This window comes from Rubrobacter marinus, assembly GCF_011492965.1.
GTDB classification, from domain to species: Bacteria; Actinomycetota; Rubrobacteria; order Rubrobacterales; family Rubrobacteraceae; genus Rubrobacter_F; species Rubrobacter_F marinus.
In genome coordinates, this window is the sequence record NZ_CP045121.1 from 2,980,824 (window position 1) to 2,993,635 (window position 12,812).

Annotated in this window: 27 protein-coding genes and 1 pseudogene; 10 read left to right on the plus strand and 18 right to left on the minus strand. The window is 67.8% G+C overall.

Annotation, left to right across the window (positions count from 1 at the left end):
* Positions 1–6: 6 nt before the first annotated feature.
* The 14 genes and pseudogenes from GBA65_RS15320 to GBA65_RS15380 form a co-directional block, all read right to left on the minus strand.
* Positions 7–363 (minus strand): helix-turn-helix domain-containing protein, encoded by a 357-nt coding sequence (locus GBA65_RS15320; RefSeq protein WP_166397299.1) that lies wholly within the window; start codon positions 361–363, stop codon positions 7–9.
* On the minus strand, positions 360–545 hold the full coding sequence (locus GBA65_RS15325) for a hypothetical protein (RefSeq protein WP_166397300.1): 186 nt from the start codon (positions 543–545) through the stop codon (positions 360–362). Before GBA65_RS15325 ends, GBA65_RS15320 begins: the two co-directional genes overlap by 4 nt.
* A complete protein-coding gene (locus GBA65_RS15330) occupies positions 542–1,375 on the minus strand; it encodes a DNA adenine methylase (protein WP_207955810.1) in 834 nt (277 codons plus the stop codon). The genes GBA65_RS15325 and GBA65_RS15330 overlap by 4 nt, the downstream gene beginning before the upstream one ends.
* Position 1,376: 1 nt before the next feature.
* Positions 1,377–2,483, minus strand: coding sequence for a recombinase family protein (locus GBA65_RS15335; RefSeq protein ID WP_166397301.1), 1,107 nt, complete (start codon positions 2,481–2,483; stop codon positions 1,377–1,379).
* Entirely contained in the window at positions 2,476–2,682 is a 207-nt protein-coding gene (locus GBA65_RS15340) for a hypothetical protein (RefSeq protein ID WP_166397302.1), read from the minus strand. The genes GBA65_RS15335 and GBA65_RS15340 overlap by 8 nt, the downstream gene beginning before the upstream one ends.
* A complete protein-coding gene (locus GBA65_RS15345; protein WP_166397303.1) occupies positions 2,679–2,867 on the minus strand; it encodes a hypothetical protein in 189 nt (62 codons plus the stop codon). The genes GBA65_RS15340 and GBA65_RS15345 overlap by 4 nt, the downstream gene beginning before the upstream one ends.
* A complete protein-coding gene (locus tag GBA65_RS15350; RefSeq protein WP_166397304.1) occupies positions 2,864–3,304 on the minus strand; it encodes a hypothetical protein in 441 nt (146 codons plus the stop codon). Before GBA65_RS15350 ends, GBA65_RS15345 begins: the two co-directional genes overlap by 4 nt.
* Before the next feature lie 190 nt (positions 3,305–3,494).
* Positions 3,495–3,872: a hypothetical protein gene (locus tag GBA65_RS15355; RefSeq protein WP_166397305.1), complete on the minus strand. Its 378-nt coding sequence runs from the start codon at positions 3,870–3,872 to the stop codon at positions 3,495–3,497.
* The gene (locus GBA65_RS15360; protein WP_166397306.1) at positions 3,869–4,039 is read right to left on the minus strand and encodes a hypothetical protein; all 171 of its coding nucleotides are present in this window, start codon (positions 4,037–4,039) and stop codon (positions 3,869–3,871) included. Before GBA65_RS15360 ends, GBA65_RS15355 begins: the two co-directional genes overlap by 4 nt.
* A 73-nt stretch (positions 4,040–4,112) precedes the next feature.
* Positions 4,113–4,655 carry a hypothetical protein gene (locus GBA65_RS24505; RefSeq protein WP_228281378.1) on the minus strand — a complete coding sequence of 181 codons (543 nt, stop codon included), beginning with the start codon at positions 4,653–4,655 and terminating at the stop codon, positions 4,113–4,115.
* Between the two features lie 37 nt (positions 4,656–4,692).
* Positions 4,693–5,115: pseudogene (locus GBA65_RS26605) on the minus strand (DNA cytosine methyltransferase); the annotation flags it as partial.
* A gap of 67 nt (positions 5,116–5,182) precedes the next feature.
* Positions 5,183–5,518 (minus strand): hypothetical protein, encoded by a 336-nt coding sequence (locus tag GBA65_RS15370; protein WP_166397308.1) that lies wholly within the window; start codon positions 5,516–5,518, stop codon positions 5,183–5,185.
* Between the two features lie 17 nt (positions 5,519–5,535).
* Positions 5,536–5,811, minus strand: coding sequence for a hypothetical protein (locus tag GBA65_RS15375; RefSeq protein ID WP_166397309.1), 276 nt, complete (start codon positions 5,809–5,811; stop codon positions 5,536–5,538).
* Entirely contained in the window at positions 5,808–6,254 is a 447-nt protein-coding gene (locus GBA65_RS15380) for a hypothetical protein (RefSeq protein ID WP_166397310.1), read from the minus strand. Before GBA65_RS15380 ends, GBA65_RS15375 begins: the two co-directional genes overlap by 4 nt.
* A gap of 456 nt (positions 6,255–6,710) precedes the next feature.
* Between GBA65_RS15380 and GBA65_RS15385 the strand changes: the two genes are divergently transcribed.
* Together GBA65_RS15385 and GBA65_RS15390 are read left to right on the plus strand one after the other, a co-directional pair.
* Complete coding sequence (locus tag GBA65_RS15385) at positions 6,711–7,082, plus strand: helix-turn-helix transcriptional regulator (protein ID WP_166397311.1); 372 nt, start codon at positions 6,711–6,713, stop codon at positions 7,080–7,082.
* Positions 7,057–7,488 (plus strand): hypothetical protein, encoded by a 432-nt coding sequence (locus GBA65_RS15390; protein ID WP_166397312.1) that lies wholly within the window; start codon positions 7,057–7,059, stop codon positions 7,486–7,488. The genes GBA65_RS15385 and GBA65_RS15390 overlap by 26 nt, the downstream gene beginning before the upstream one ends.
* A 9-nt stretch (positions 7,489–7,497) precedes the next feature.
* Here the strand turns inward: GBA65_RS15390 and GBA65_RS15395 are convergent, their stop codons facing one another.
* The gene (locus GBA65_RS15395; RefSeq protein WP_166397313.1) at positions 7,498–7,722 is read right to left on the minus strand and encodes a helix-turn-helix domain-containing protein; all 225 of its coding nucleotides are present in this window, start codon (positions 7,720–7,722) and stop codon (positions 7,498–7,500) included.
* Between the two features lie 222 nt (positions 7,723–7,944).
* Here GBA65_RS15395 and GBA65_RS15400 point away from each other — a divergent pair, with 222 nt between their 5' ends.
* From GBA65_RS15400 to GBA65_RS15425, 7 genes are read left to right on the plus strand one after another with little or no spacing between them, the layout of a single operon-like run.
* Positions 7,945–8,238 (plus strand): hypothetical protein, encoded by a 294-nt coding sequence (locus tag GBA65_RS15400; RefSeq protein ID WP_166397314.1) that lies wholly within the window; start codon positions 7,945–7,947, stop codon positions 8,236–8,238.
* A gap of 29 nt (positions 8,239–8,267) precedes the next feature.
* Complete coding sequence (locus GBA65_RS15405) at positions 8,268–8,561, plus strand: hypothetical protein (RefSeq protein WP_166397315.1); 294 nt, start codon at positions 8,268–8,270, stop codon at positions 8,559–8,561.
* Positions 8,558–8,842, plus strand: coding sequence for a hypothetical protein (locus GBA65_RS15410; RefSeq protein ID WP_166397316.1), 285 nt, complete (start codon positions 8,558–8,560; stop codon positions 8,840–8,842). The genes GBA65_RS15405 and GBA65_RS15410 overlap by 4 nt, the downstream gene beginning before the upstream one ends.
* 2 nt (positions 8,843–8,844) lie before the next feature.
* Positions 8,845–8,973 (plus strand): hypothetical protein, encoded by a 129-nt coding sequence (locus tag GBA65_RS25390; protein WP_266096499.1) that lies wholly within the window; start codon positions 8,845–8,847, stop codon positions 8,971–8,973.
* 3 nt (positions 8,974–8,976) lie between these two features.
* Positions 8,977–9,357, plus strand: coding sequence for an SLOG family protein (locus tag GBA65_RS15415; RefSeq protein ID WP_166397317.1), 381 nt, complete (start codon positions 8,977–8,979; stop codon positions 9,355–9,357).
* Positions 9,354–9,824, plus strand: coding sequence for a hypothetical protein (locus tag GBA65_RS15420; protein WP_166397318.1), 471 nt, complete (start codon positions 9,354–9,356; stop codon positions 9,822–9,824). Before GBA65_RS15415 ends, GBA65_RS15420 begins: the two co-directional genes overlap by 4 nt.
* Before the next feature lie 47 nt (positions 9,825–9,871).
* Positions 9,872–10,024: a hypothetical protein gene (locus tag GBA65_RS15425; RefSeq protein WP_166397319.1), complete on the plus strand. Its 153-nt coding sequence runs from the start codon at positions 9,872–9,874 to the stop codon at positions 10,022–10,024.
* Between the two features lie 272 nt (positions 10,025–10,296).
* Here GBA65_RS15425 and GBA65_RS15430 read toward each other — a convergent pair whose 3' ends face one another.
* Entirely contained in the window at positions 10,297–10,926 is a 630-nt protein-coding gene (locus tag GBA65_RS15430) for a GyrI-like domain-containing protein (protein ID WP_207955811.1), read from the minus strand.
* Positions 10,923–11,753 (minus strand): MerR family transcriptional regulator, encoded by an 831-nt coding sequence (locus GBA65_RS15435; protein ID WP_166397320.1) that lies wholly within the window; start codon positions 11,751–11,753, stop codon positions 10,923–10,925. Before GBA65_RS15435 ends, GBA65_RS15430 begins: the two co-directional genes overlap by 4 nt.
* A gap of 447 nt (positions 11,754–12,200) precedes the next feature.
* On the opposite strand from GBA65_RS15435, the gene GBA65_RS15440 reads away from it, so the two are divergent.
* Positions 12,201–12,428: a hypothetical protein gene (locus GBA65_RS15440; protein ID WP_166397321.1), complete on the plus strand. Its 228-nt coding sequence runs from the start codon at positions 12,201–12,203 to the stop codon at positions 12,426–12,428.
* Between the two features lie 48 nt (positions 12,429–12,476).
* Here the strand turns inward: GBA65_RS15440 and GBA65_RS15445 are convergent, their stop codons facing one another.
* Positions 12,477–12,797, minus strand: a complete 321-nt coding sequence (locus GBA65_RS15445) for a hypothetical protein (RefSeq protein WP_166397322.1) — start codon at positions 12,795–12,797, stop codon at positions 12,477–12,479.
* Positions 12,798–12,812 lie beyond the last annotated feature (15 nt).

A 12,812-nucleotide genomic window follows, 5' to 3' on the forward strand; every position in this document is an offset into this window, starting at 1 on the left:
GGGGGGTCATTTGCCCCTGGGGGGGAGGGCTGTTTGCCACCCCCCCGTTGCATATTGCCACCCCCCTTCGGCCCTCGGAGGGGGGCAATTTGCTACCCCTCCGAGGGTCAGGCGCCACCTCCTCGGCCTGTTGTTGTCGGGGTCCTTCTGCTCTACGGGCTCCATGAGGTCGCCGTCCTCGAGCTCGCGGGTTACGCGCCTGACCTGGTCGCGGCTGTAGCCGGTCTTAAGGGCCACGCGCCCGAGCGACGGGTAGACGTGCTCGCCGTCGTCGTCGGCGTGGTCGGCGTAGGCGAGGAGCACGAGCTTCTGGTTCGGGGGCAGGTCCAGGCCCCACACGAGCGACATCTGCTGCACGCTCACGACCGGCCCGCCTTCCTCCGCGCGGCGTCCTCGAACGCGCCCGCGAGGTACATGAGCTCGTGCTGATCCGAGCCCTCCTCGACGTAACGCACCAGCGCCTTCAGGGCGTCCCTGCGCCTATCTGGGAGCTTCGTGTCGGGCGTCTCCTCGACGGCCCTCAATACCGGCCTCTCGCCGCTCAAAACAGCCTCCCTCCCAATGCCTTCGCGGCGACCGGGTTGATCCACAGGACCTCGGTCCTCACCTGCCCCTTCTCGGCCAGCGCCCGCTTGGACGCGCGAACCCAGTCGTGCTCGCCCTCCATGCGCCGGTAGATTGGGTGGTCGTATCCCGACAGCAGCACCGACCCCGGGTGCTCGGCCAGCACCGCCAGCAGCTCCTCGTGCTCCTCGTCGGTCATCTCGTGCTCGTAGACCTTGCGCCCTTTGCGCCGCTCCATCGTCGAGGACACGTAGGGCGGGTCGGCGTAGACGAGGACCTCCGGGCGCCGGAAGCCCCCGATCACCTCGACGGCGGGGCGGGACTCGATCTGCGCCCCCTTGAGCCGCGCCGCCGCGGCGGCGATCCTCGGCGGGAGGTTGTCGCGCCACTGCCTGTAGGGGACGTGCGTCGGCGCCTTCTCGCTCGCCCTCACGACGCGCCAGCCGTTCTTGTACTGGTCCGCCGCGGAGCCGTGCCCCTGCCAGGTCCTCACCAGGAAACGGCGCGCCCTCTCGACGGGCCCGAGGGATTCCTCGCGGTCGTACGAGAGCTCGTACTCCTCCCTCGACCACGGCGTCAGCTCCACGAGGCGGGCGAGCTCGTCGGGCGAGTCGCGCAGCACGCGGAAGAGGTTGACGACGTCGCCGTAGGCGTCGTTGATCGTCTCCAGGCGGCACGGGTCCTTGCGGAAGAAGACCGCGCCGGAGCCGAAGAAGGGCTCGACGTAGACCTCGTGGCGGGGCATGTGGGCGATGATCCAGTCGGCGAGGCGCCACTTCGCACCCGGATACTTCAGGACCGGACCGATCACCCTACCCGTCCTCCGGGCTCAGCTCGTCTATGAGCTCGTTCGCCTCGTCGAAGGAGAGCTCGTCGATCGAGATCCCGCGCCGCTCCTCCAAACGCTCCGACCCGTCCTCGACGCCCGCGAGGTCCTTGGCGAGCTGGCGGACGAGGTCCTTCTGGCTCTTCCTCGCGGGCCTCACCGCCTTCGGGACGTCCTGCGCGGCCCCCTTCATGTCGCCGAAGTCGGGGACGGCCTCCTCGTCGTCCGCGCTCGTCTCCTCGACGGCGGGCGCCTCCTCCTTAACGCGCTTGCGCTCCTGGAGGCTCTCGATCCACGAGCTCACCTTGCTCGCGGGCCACTCCTCTACGGGTCCGTGGCGCTCCTCGATCTTCTCGCGGTTGACCTTGAGGTCGCGCATCAGGCCCTTGAGGTAGCCGGACTGCCTCTCGGAGGCCGGCCCCTCCTCGACGACCTCTGCGTCCTCGACCGGCCCCCCGTCTTCCTCCTGCTGAGTGTGCGCTTCGCGGCCGTCCGGCTCGGGGTTACGCGACTCCGGCATCGAGAGGAGTTCGCCGTCCTCGTTCACCTCCGCGCCCAACTCCTCGACCGAGTACGCGAGTCCGGCCAAGGCGTCCTCGAACATGCTCCGGCCCAGCTCGGTTTTGGCGCGGGCCCTGAGCATCGCACGCGTGTAGTTCTTCCACGAGCTCTTGCCGAGGAGCCCCGCCCTTCTGGCGTCCTCGACGGTGAACGTGACGCGCTGGGGGTGGCGCGGGTCGTCGGCGCGCACCCCCTCGACGGTGCAGCTTTCGTTCGTGGACTCGACGACGCGCATCTTGTGGCCCGCGCGCCTCACCAGGACCCCGAGCGCCTGCTCGGAGGGCGCGGGCGTGCCCTGTATGACCGTGATGTTCTTGAGGGCGAACATCGGCTGGAGGCCGAGCTCGCGCGCCGTGAGGAGTATCGCCATCGCCTGCTCGGGCTTCGTGATGGACTGCGGCAAAAGCCCGCTCTTGATCTGCGTCGCCCCCAGACTCTTCGCCGCCTCCGCCTGCTTCGCCACCTCTATGAGGTTCACCGTGCCCCTCGCCGGGGCGCCGCCGCCCTCTATGACCGCGAGCTCGCTAGCCATGCTTCTTCTCCTTTTCGTCCAGCCACCTGCACAAGAACACCACCGCGATCCCCCACGCGGATGCCTCGCTCCAATCGCCTGCGCCAGCGTTCCACAGCGCCATGAGGAGCGCCCCGAGCATCGGCGCGAGCAAGAGCGCCACCGCGAGGTTGCCGTCCTCCTCCGGCCTAAGCTCGCGCCCGCTACGCCTTTTGGTCACCGGACCCCCGCCTTTCTCTCGTCCATGCCGGCGTGAAAACTGAGGCGGTACGCCGCGTGCTGGGCTTGGCTCGCCCTCATCGGAGGGGGCGAGAACGGGCGCCCCTCCCTGCCCTCGCGCCTCCCGCGCTCCTCCAGGGCCGCCAGCGCGAAGACCGCGACCCGGTCGCCTCCCCTGCGGCTCACGACGCCTCCCGCATCTCTTCGGCGATCTCTCGCGGAGCCTCGCAGCGGCAATGCTTCCTGAGCTCCCCGGACGCGAGCCACAACGGCCAGTGCAGGTCCTCGACGCCGCGCTCCTTTAGGGCCTCGGCGAGCTTCTCCGGCCGCACCCCGAAGGCCAGAAGACACGCCTTCAAGGTCTCGGTGCCTCCGTCTATGGCCCTGACGGCCGAGCCGTGCTTCGCCGGGCGCGCGTAGCGCCTCTCCTGTTCTCGGGCCCCCTCCCTGCACGCTTCGCAGCGGCACCCCTGGCGGTAGGCCGTCGTCGTCCCGTGCTCTGGCTCGACGCCGTGGGAGCGCCTGAGGTGTATGGCGACGCCGCGAGGCGTGTCGAAGACCCGCGTGCAGCGCGGGCAGGCGTTGCCGACGCCCGGGCTCATGGTGCTCCTCGTCTTGCTCAAGAGGCCCTCCTTTCGCATTCGGGACACCCCATGCTGTCGAGCACCCCGAACTCGCACCAGCCGCACGACCAGCAGCAGACGTGGCCGTGCTCCGAATAGGGTTGCTCTAGGCCGCAGCGCAAGCACCCGCGTATGGGCTCGTGGCCGTGGATGTCGTCGTGGGCACAGCGGATCACCAGATCGGGGCGGCTCACGACCGACCTCCCCCGAGCCGCCGTCTCGCGTCGATGCCCCACTTCCGACACGCCCGGACTGCGTTGCGAAGCTCGGCGAACGTCAGCAGGCCGAGCAGCGACAGGCGGCGGGCGTCGTAGAGCGCGTGGTGCTTGCGGCAGAGGTTGACCACCGCGTCGGCGGGGACGACCTTCCGGCGCTTCGTCGCCTTGTCGTCCTGGTAGGCGCGCCCCACCGTGTGGGCGAGCTGCGTCTCCGGGTCGCCGCAGACGAGGCAGGGTCCGCGCTTCCCGTTCGGCCACTCCCTCTTCGGCTGGCTCGGCTTCGTCGGCGAACGCCTCGGGCCCTTGCCCCGCTTCATCGGCGTCTTCCTGGCTATCGGAGTGCGCTTCACGGCCGCTTCCTCTCGGGCCGGATCACCAGCACCAACAGCGACCCCTTGGAGCGGCACAGCCCGCACTCGGGGCCGAAAGTCCGTCCCGAGAAGCCCATGCAGGCGGGGCAGACCTCGCGCCCGCCCGAGCAGACACCACGCGGCTTCTTGCGCTCCGGGGCCTTCACGACGCCCTCCCCTCCGCGTGGGCCAGGATGCATAAGCCGGCCCAGCGGCCCATCGCGGGGACCACCGCGTTGCCTAGTCCTTTAAGCTGCTCCACCCGACCGGGAAACCCATCAACCACTCGACCCACCGGGGGTTCAGCTGCCCACCGACCTCCTTCTGCAAGACCGAATGCCGATCGGAGGATTCGCGGTTCTTCCAGTCGGTCGCGGTGGGCGACTCCCACCGCGACCGCTCCATCTCCTTGACCACCGTCGCGAGCCCGTCCGCGCTCTTCTCGGAGAGCCCCTTGCGGTTGTGGTTGCCCATGACGGTCGGCGTCGGGTACTTGCGGACCGCGCCCGTGAGCGTCGGGTTCCCCCGCTTGAAGGTGCCGCTTCCCCTCCCCGAGTCCGACGCGGTCGGCGTCGGCCACGAGGCCTTCGCCTCCGCGTAAGACGGTCGATTCGGGTCGTCGCCCGCGAACCGCGCCTGCTCCATGTCGCCGACGGTCGCCATGCTGCTCGTGGGGGTGGGAAAGCTGTCCTCTCTGGCCATCTGCGAGAGCGTGGGGCGCCGCGCCGCGTCCGGGGACGAGGACCTGTTCGAGCCGCCCTCGCTCGCCGTGGGCGTGGGCAACCACAACGACCCTATATCTGAGGTGCGGGGCACCAAAGGACGCCGCGGGAACAGTCTCCCACTCCGCATCGTACCCGAGGGCGGAAAGGCCCCCGAGAACCCGTCCCATCCCCCGCCTAAGCAACCCTGGTACGTTCTCCACGACGACGTAGCGGGGTCGTACCACGCCGAGGATGCGCTCGAACTCGGGCCAGAGCCAGCGGGGGTCCTCCTCCCCGAGCCCCTTGCCCGCGTGGCTGACGGGTTGGCAGGGGAATCCTCCGGCCACAACGTCAACGGGGGCGAGTTCTCGTCCATCGACCTCCTTCACGTCGGCGCGGCGGAACACGCTCGGCCAGTGCTTTTCGAGCACGCGTCGGCAGTAAGGGTTGACCTCCACCTGCCAAGCGCACTGCATGCCCGCCTGCTCCAGCCCGAGGTCGAGGCCGCCGAGGCCGGTGAAAAGGCTCCCGAACCTCATCGGCTGCCCCTCTCCCTTACGGCGGCGTTGTGCTACCGCCGAGCCGCACCCACACAAGCACGAAGAGTTAGCCAAGGCGCCGGCCCCCGAGTCGTCTTCTGGCCCTGTGCTTGCCGAGCACCCGAATGGCGTAACGCAGTTCCGACACGAAAAGCTTCCCGAGCAGGGAGAGGTTGCCGCGGTCGAAGTCGGCGTGGCACCACAGGCAGAGCGGGCAGATGGCGGCGGCCGGAACGTAGCGCAACCTCGCCCCGCGAGGGCCGCGAACGAGCGGGTCGTAGCGTCGGGGAACGAGGTGCGCCCTCTGGAGTTCTTGCTCGCCGCCGCAGTTCCTGCAGCAGCCTTCGGCCTCCATCTTCCTGTTCGCGTCGCCCCAGTCCCTGACGGGTTGGCTCTTCGCCATGGCGCTCCTTTTGGGCGTCACGACGGGCGCTCCCACCTCGGCGCGCTCCCGACGGCCTTTGCCCAAAGGAACGCCGCGTCCACGACCCTTTCGGCGTCCTCGGAGTAGAACGGCAACTCGCCCGGCCCCTTGTTCGCGTCGTAGGCCCGAACCTCGACGCGGTCGCGCGAGGCGAGCCAGACCATCTCCACGAAGACCGGCGGGCCGGAGGTCGTGAAGTCCTCGTGGACCTCGGGGCCGAGCACTGCGGCCTGGAGGAGCCTGTCGTGGGCGGGGCCGAGGGGCGGCCTCACGCCGCCGCCTTGGGGAAACCGGCGAGGTCCATCCTCGCCATGAGGGCGTCGTTGTAGGAGAGGCACACCGCGACCACTCTGGAGCGCCTGCCGCCCCGGTACTCGACGAGGTCGAACATCTCGCCGAAGCGGGAGTCGTGGCGGGCCTCTACGCGGTGCTCGACGCGCTTCGAGTCGGCGATCATGGCCGCCACCGTGTGGGCGCAGCACCCGAGGCCCGAGCAGGAGAAGTCCGGGCAGGTGCAGGAGTCGCCTTCCCCGGAAAGCCTCACGAACCTCTTGAGGCCGGGGCGGGAACGCGACGGCACCGAGTAGCGCGCCTCCGCCCCCGAGCCGCCCAAAAAGGCCATCCCCTCGTGATGGTCGGCGAAGAGGGCGATTCCCGAGCGTATCCGCCTGGCGATCCCCTCCCCAATGCCCCTCGTCGTCGGTATACTTTCCATGCGGCACCTCCTATGCCGTCGTGGTCGGGACCCCTGTCCGGGTCGCCGACCGTTTTCTTTGGCGGTGGGCTACGCCGCCGGTCTGCCCGGGGAACGGAGGAGAAAATGGGCCAAACGGATCACGCCGGGCCTCGTAAACGGTGTTACAGTCGAGTATTCGGCTGAGGAGTTCCGCTTCACCGCTTCTCCTTGGCTGTCGGGTCCGGTGTTGGTTTCTCAGGCCGCCGGACCCTTTCCCTTTCTGCTAGCCCGTCTGGGCTATGACCGGAAGAGTACCATGTTGGTACCACGTTGTAAACACCTATTTGACGCCTACTACTCATAGTGGTAATTTGTCGTACACACATTGGTGTCTAGTAGTGCTTTTGGCGCTAAAAAGGGGGCGAAGTGATTGCGGAGCGCCTACTGAATGACTACCCTTTGGGCAGGTTATGCGCAGAGGGCAGGAGGTTGCGGGTGGCGGCGTACTACACGGTGAAAAGGGGCAGGGTGGTGGACCTGCGGGCTCGTCGCCTGTGGACGCAGGACGCGTTAGCGAAGGCGGCCGGCGTCGCCAAGCAAACCATCACCCGCATGGAAACGGGCTCGCACACGCCCTCGTTCGACACCATAAAGAAGGTCGCGGCGGCTCTCGACGTAGGCCCCGACGCCCTGATCGACTACCACGTTTCGGGTGCCGCGGAGTCGGCGTCTGAGGTGCCGAGCGAGCCGGGCCTCACCGAAGAGAACGAGGCGGGGCTTGAGGCGGCCAGGCGCAGGAAGGAAGAGCTCGACGAGGAGAAGCTCAGGGAGGGGAACGCCAGTGGTACCGGTGATCGAGCACCGTGAGCTCGGCGGCGGGTGGGTCGAGGGGCTCTTCGTCATAGACGAGGTTTCCGCTTACCTCGCCCTACAGATCGGCATACCGGAGGCCACGATCCGGGCGAGGATCATCGAGGCACACGGCTACTGCCGGCGGCCCCCGAAGTCGGGCGAGAAGGTCATATGCATGGACGGGCGGCTTTACGCCGTGGACGACCTCGCGATCCGCGCCATGCAGCGGGTGATCTTCGACTTCGTGAGCGTCGCCGAGGTCCACGCCATCGTCGGCGCTTACCTCGTCGAAGAAAACGGCGATGCTTACAGGGCGGCGAGCATCTACCTGGACAACGAGGTGCATCCCTACGTCGTGATCGCGGTCCTCAACACGCTAAGAGACGAGGGGCGGCTGCCGACGCACCCCAGCTGGTCGTAAGGGGTGCCCTCAGGCTACGATCTCGTTGCGGGCGAGGTCTTGCGGCGGCACTCCTAAAACGGCCGCGATGCGCCGCAGGGTCAATGGGCGCGTAGTCTGCTTCAGCTTCTCTATCTTGTAGATCCGATCCGCCGAGACACCCACGAGCGCAGCGAACTCTTTGCGCTCCCAACCCCGCTCTTCCCGCATCTTCTTTATCAAACCGCCGTTTACCTTGACCGACGCCAAAGGCAATGGGCACCTCCTCGCTGACCTTTCCGGGCAGTATACACGTTAGGCGCAATATGTGTCCATTGTGTTGACACACTGTAGTCACACTGGTACCTTACAACCATGGACGCACCGGAGACCCGCGCATCACCCCTCCCGTCGGTCTCCCGCGTCCCCTTTACGGCCCCCGAACTCCTTTCCCTCGGGGGCCGCGCACGCAAACCGGAGGGGGATGAGGAGGAAGCAGTGGGCATCTTCGGCAAAGACAAGGAAACACAGTACGGCTCGGACATAGTGCTCGGGGAGAGGTACCGCGACGAGCAAACCGGCATTGAGGGGACCGCGATCTCCGTCCACTTCTACCAGCACGCGTGCGAGCGCGTCGCTCTAGAGCTCGTGGTGGACCGCAAGATAGAGGAGTACGTCTTCGACGCGCCCCGCCTCACGCACATAGAGAGCGGCAAGAAGGCGGAGACGGAGAAAACCGGCGGACCGGACCGCGGCGAGCGCGGGGTGCGTCCCGGCATACCGCCTAGGTAGGGGGCCGCGTCTACCGAGAGGAGAGCGGGATGAGCGAGGCGGAGGCCACGACAAGCCAACGAGGCACGGCGTGGCGCCGCTACCGCCACCGGGACAGGCCGGAGATCGAGTACGACGTAGAGATCTTTGCTAGCAACGGCTCTCTCGTCGTTCATACCGCCCCCACGAAGGGCGAGCCGTGCTTCAGGGTGCGCACGATCCGCAACCTCTCCTTTCGCGAGGAGGCGCACCGACCGGCCTACACCTACATGCCGACGGAGGGGTTCCTGGAAGTCTACGAGAGGGCGGAAGACGTGGCCCGCGAGGAAAGGTTCGTGCGGTGAAGCTCTACAGGATCAACGAGTACGACTGGTGGGGCGGGAACTCCGTCGAGGAGGTACTGGGCGCCTACGCGAGGCTCACCGGCCTGAGCTACGCCGAGATCGTGGACGACGAGGACACGCCCGTGCGCGAGGTGACCGAGGAGGAGATGGATCGGCTGCGGTACTCGGACGACCACCCGGACCCGACGAACAGCAGGAGCTTCCGGGAGGAGTGGGAGATGAGGCTCGCCGAACGCGGGGAGGAAGCGGCCCCGTTCTTCTTCGCGACCACGGAGGTCTGAGCGTGATCCCCCTCCTCTGCGAGACCGCCGCCCGGGCTCAAGAGACGACCGATCCCGCGATCCTCCTGCCCGCCGCGGCCCTCCTCTTGGGCTCGGGCGTCCTGGCGTTCGCGGTGCTGAGGAGGAGGTAGCGGGTGAAGGTGATCATCGCGGGACCGCGCGACCTCGTGTTGCTTGAGGAGCAGGTCGAGAAGGCCATCGCTGCGTCGGGCTTCGAGGTGACGCAGATCGTCGAGGGCGGCGCCACCGGCGTCGACTCGTCTGCCGCGTGGTATGCCGAGCAGAGCGGCATTCCCTACAAGAGCTTCCCCGCCGACTGGACGAGGCACGGCAAGGCGGCTGGCCCGATCCGCAACCGCGAGATGGCCGACTACGCGGATGCCCTGCTGGTCATAAAGCGCGAAGGCGAAGAGACGTCCGGAACCGCAAGCATGATCCGGGAAGCGAAGAAACGGGGCCTCCCCGTGCACGTCGAAGAGGCTGAGGGGCTGCCCCTTCCCGGAGGGCGCGGGTGAGCGCGGCGCGCCGGGAGGCGGAGATCCGCAAGCACCAGCAGAAGTGCCTCAACTTCAACGGCATCATGAACGACCGCTGCCGCGCTGGGATCGACTACGACGAGCAAGCGGGCGGTCCTCCGGCGCTCAAGAAGCTGCCGTGCCTGCTGCGCATGCAAGACCCCGACCGGGCCGTAGCGTGCCCTTCCGCCCACTACCCGACCCGCGAGGAGGCCGAGGCTTGGCGCGAGGAGTCGAGCCGCCACATCCGCGAGTGGGCCGAGGAGGTCGGGCGCGGCGTGTGCCCGAACTGCAAGAAGGACGGGCGCTGGCGGCAGGTCGGACGGTGCGTCTATTGCGAGGGGTGCGGCCACAGGATCTACCAGGGGACGCTGCCCGACAGCAAGAAACCTCCTCGCCACGAACCACCCCCGCTGCCCTTCAACTCGCGCTTCTACGACGTACCCGGAGAAAGCGGGATGCCGTGAAAGAGCTGGCGGGGGGCGAGTAGGCCGTGATCCGGGAGACGCCCGCCTTGACGAAGGCCGGGTGTTCCGGAGCCACGCCCCCGCCCGAGATCTCCTACGGGGGCACGGCCGAGACCGAGGAGCGCGCCCTCGCCGCGGTGTGGGAGATCGTGCTGAGGGAGAAGGCGAAGCGCGAGGCCGAGGCCCGAGGGGGTCCTTAGGCGCTACGCGGCGCCGTACCTGAGCTCCGTCTTACCGTCGAGGGAGAGCAGGGTGAAGGAGGGGGAGTTTGCGCGCCCGGCATAACGTCTTTACATTCTGCCTTGCCAAGCCGGATCCTCCTCTGCTGACGCGCCGCGAACGGACGGAGCGGGCGCGCCTGGACGCATGGTTTAGTCCCGGAGTATACCGTGCGCCGCAGGACACGGTCCAAGCCCCCCGGCCCCAGCGTCCACGGCGACGGCACCCCCATCTTCCTCGGCAGGCGGGGTGATCAGAAGGGGTGGCGGACGACGGTCTTGAGCCTCTCGGGGGCCGTCCTCCTGAAGTCGTTGAGATAGATCTCGTGGTGTTTGCCCCGCATGCCGCCGCCGCGTTCGGCGACGAACGCGACCACCCCCTCGATGGTCGGCCCTTCCTCGGAGAACGGGCCGACGTGCATGACCTGTGCCGCCCTGCCTTCGCGGAACGCCTCGAACCTGATCCCCCGGAGGCCGGGCAGGTTCTTCTTCCGCCCGACGGAGACGAGCGCCCTCTCGTAGAGCTCCTGGCCCACCCATTCGGGCTGCATTATCATGAGCGTCCACTTCCAGGCCTCCTTGTCTCCCTGTATCTCCTCGAAGGAACCCTGCCGCCCGTCGGTCTGCCACAAACCTTCCAGGGGCATGACGCCGTAGTCCACTCCCTGTTCTTTTTTGACCGCGAACTTCAGGGCGTAGGAGAGGGCGTAAAGGGCTTCGACGGCGTCCTTGAACGCCTCGGATGTGTTCGGATTCCCCTGGCCGTCCACCATCAGGAAGCGCATCTCCGGGACCTCCACCTCTACGACCTCCTTCGCCGTCGGGCCGTACAGGTGCTTGAGCTTTTTGCGTAGATCTACCTTCCTCATCTCTGCCCGAGTCATGCCGGTCTCTCCCTTCCCTCCGCTTTTTCGACGGGAACCTGTATCTCGGTCACGTAGTCGGGGTTGCCCTGCTCGCCGCCGCTCAGGTAGACCTCGCGGTGGGGTCCGGCCACCCGGTAGCCGTTGCCTTCTATCCACGCGAGCAACGCCGCGTAGGCCACGCCGATGGTGTCGAAGGGGCCGTGATGGACGGTAGCGGCCATGTGCTCGACCGCCGGAAGGAGGCTTTCTCGCACCCGCCCGTCGTCGGGTAACGGGCCGTCGGCGACGAACGCCGCCTCGCCGTCCGCGTCCTCGTCCCTGTACTCCTCGTCGTGCCACACGGAGACCCAGGCCGAGGGGCGTACCCCGTGGCGCTCCGCGTAGGCGCGCAGCTCCCCGAAGAGCCTGCCGACCTCCGAGTAGGCCGGCAACGTCTCCCGCACCGAGGCCACCCGCTGAGGTCCCATCGCTTTCAGGACCACCTCGTGGCTGCCGGGCACGCCGCCCTCCCCGTCCATCCGCCTGAGCCGCGCCTCCACCCGCGCGAGCCGCTCCTGCTCCGCTTTCAGCGCTCGCTCCGCCTCTCCCCGCCTAAGCTCGAGCATCGCCCGGATCTGCGCGCGGGACAGCCCTTCGTTCAAAAGCCTCCCCACTTGCCCCAGCGAGAAGCCGAGGTCCTTGAGGGCCAGGATGGCGTTCAGGCGCGGCAGCTGCTCGCCGGAGTAGTAACGGTAGCCGGAGAAGGCGTCCGTACGCGCGGGTTTCAGCAGTCCCAGCCGGTCGTAGAGCCTCAAGGCCTTGACCGACACCCGCGCCAGCCTGGAAAACTCGCCGATCCTGAGCATCGTCCCCCCTCGCCGTACGGGCCTCTTGCGATCACAGGAACACCATAGACCCTTCCCCATGGGGAGAGTCAATAGGGCCGGGCGCCGAAAGGGCTCGAAGATCGGGAGGGGTGCGCGAGGCGCCCGAGCGGCAGGCCGGGAGGCGGCGGACGCTCTACGGGAGGGGCCGGAAGGCTTCTACGGGAGCAGCGCGGACCGAGACCAGGGTCCGGACCGGCCGGTCTCTGCGGGGACGCCCTCGCGATCGGGTTCGTTCATCCTCCGGAGACCATGGGCCTTCCCTGGTCATACATTACCCGTCGTCCCCGTCCGCCCGTACGAGCGCTCTCTCCGCGCCAGGAGACCAGGCGGCACTACGGATCGAGGTGGGCACGAGGGGGCGTTTGCGTGTCTTCCGACCGCGGGTAGAACGCAGGCTCAGCCATTCACCGCGACAAAGGGAGAAGCATGACCGAGCAGTCCGGGCAACCGAAGGACAAGAACTACAACCTGATCAGCGTGCTCTACCACTCCTCGGACAACATCGAGTCCTTGAAGACCTACATCCAGGACGCCCAGCAGGAGGGCGACCAGGAGCTCGTGGACTTCTTCAGCGCAGTACTCGAGAACAACCTGACGGCCGCCCAGCGCGCCAAGGAGATGCTAGTCCCGCGCTTCCAGAGCGAGCAGGAGTAGGACACCGCCGACCGAAGGCGGCCGGGGTCCTTCGGGGCCCCGGTCCCCTCAGCCGCCCATCCCGCCCTTTATCTGGGCGAGCGCGATCTCGGGCTCGTCCGTCCTGCCGACGTAAACGATCTTTCGCTCGCCGTCCTTGCGAAGGTGGAAGTACCAGCACGGCCCGTTTGCGTCCTGCGCCTCGAGTTGGAGCACCCCGCTCCCGTACGGGCGGCGCTCCAGCACGGCGCCCGCGGGGCCGGCCGAGGTCCGGGTGGTCCCGTCGCCGGAGAGCTCGCGCCGCCTCAGCTCGATGGCGGCCTGCAGCCGGTCCAACTCCTCGACGTCGCCGATACTCCTGATGTGCTCCATGAGAGTGGGGGTGATCATGCTGCAATCCTTCCC

Coding starts and splice junctions, on each gene's coding strand:
- GBA65_RS15405 (WP_166397315.1), top strand. CDS start 8,268: ATGAGCGAGGCGGAGGCCACGACAAGCCAACGAGGCACGGCGTGGCGC.
- GBA65_RS15430 (WP_207955811.1), bottom strand. CDS start 10,926: ATGACTCGGGCAGAGATGAGGAAGGTAGATCTACGCAAAAAGCTCAAG.
- GBA65_RS15440 (WP_166397321.1), top strand. CDS start 12,201: ATGACCGAGCAGTCCGGGCAACCGAAGGACAAGAACTACAACCTGATC.
- GBA65_RS15370 (WP_166397308.1), bottom strand. CDS start 5,518: ATGGCGAAGAGCCAACCCGTCAGGGACTGGGGCGACGCGAACAGGAAG.
- GBA65_RS15335 (WP_166397301.1), bottom strand. CDS start 2,483: ATGGCTAGCGAGCTCGCGGTCATAGAGGGCGGCGGCGCCCCGGCGAGG.
- GBA65_RS15435 (WP_166397320.1), bottom strand. CDS start 11,753: ATGCTCAGGATCGGCGAGTTTTCCAGGCTGGCGCGGGTGTCGGTCAAG.
- GBA65_RS15445 (WP_166397322.1), bottom strand. CDS start 12,797: ATGATCACCCCCACTCTCATGGAGCACATCAGGAGTATCGGCGACGTC.
- GBA65_RS15380 (WP_166397310.1), bottom strand. CDS start 6,254: ATGGAAAGTATACCGACGACGAGGGGCATTGGGGAGGGGATCGCCAGG.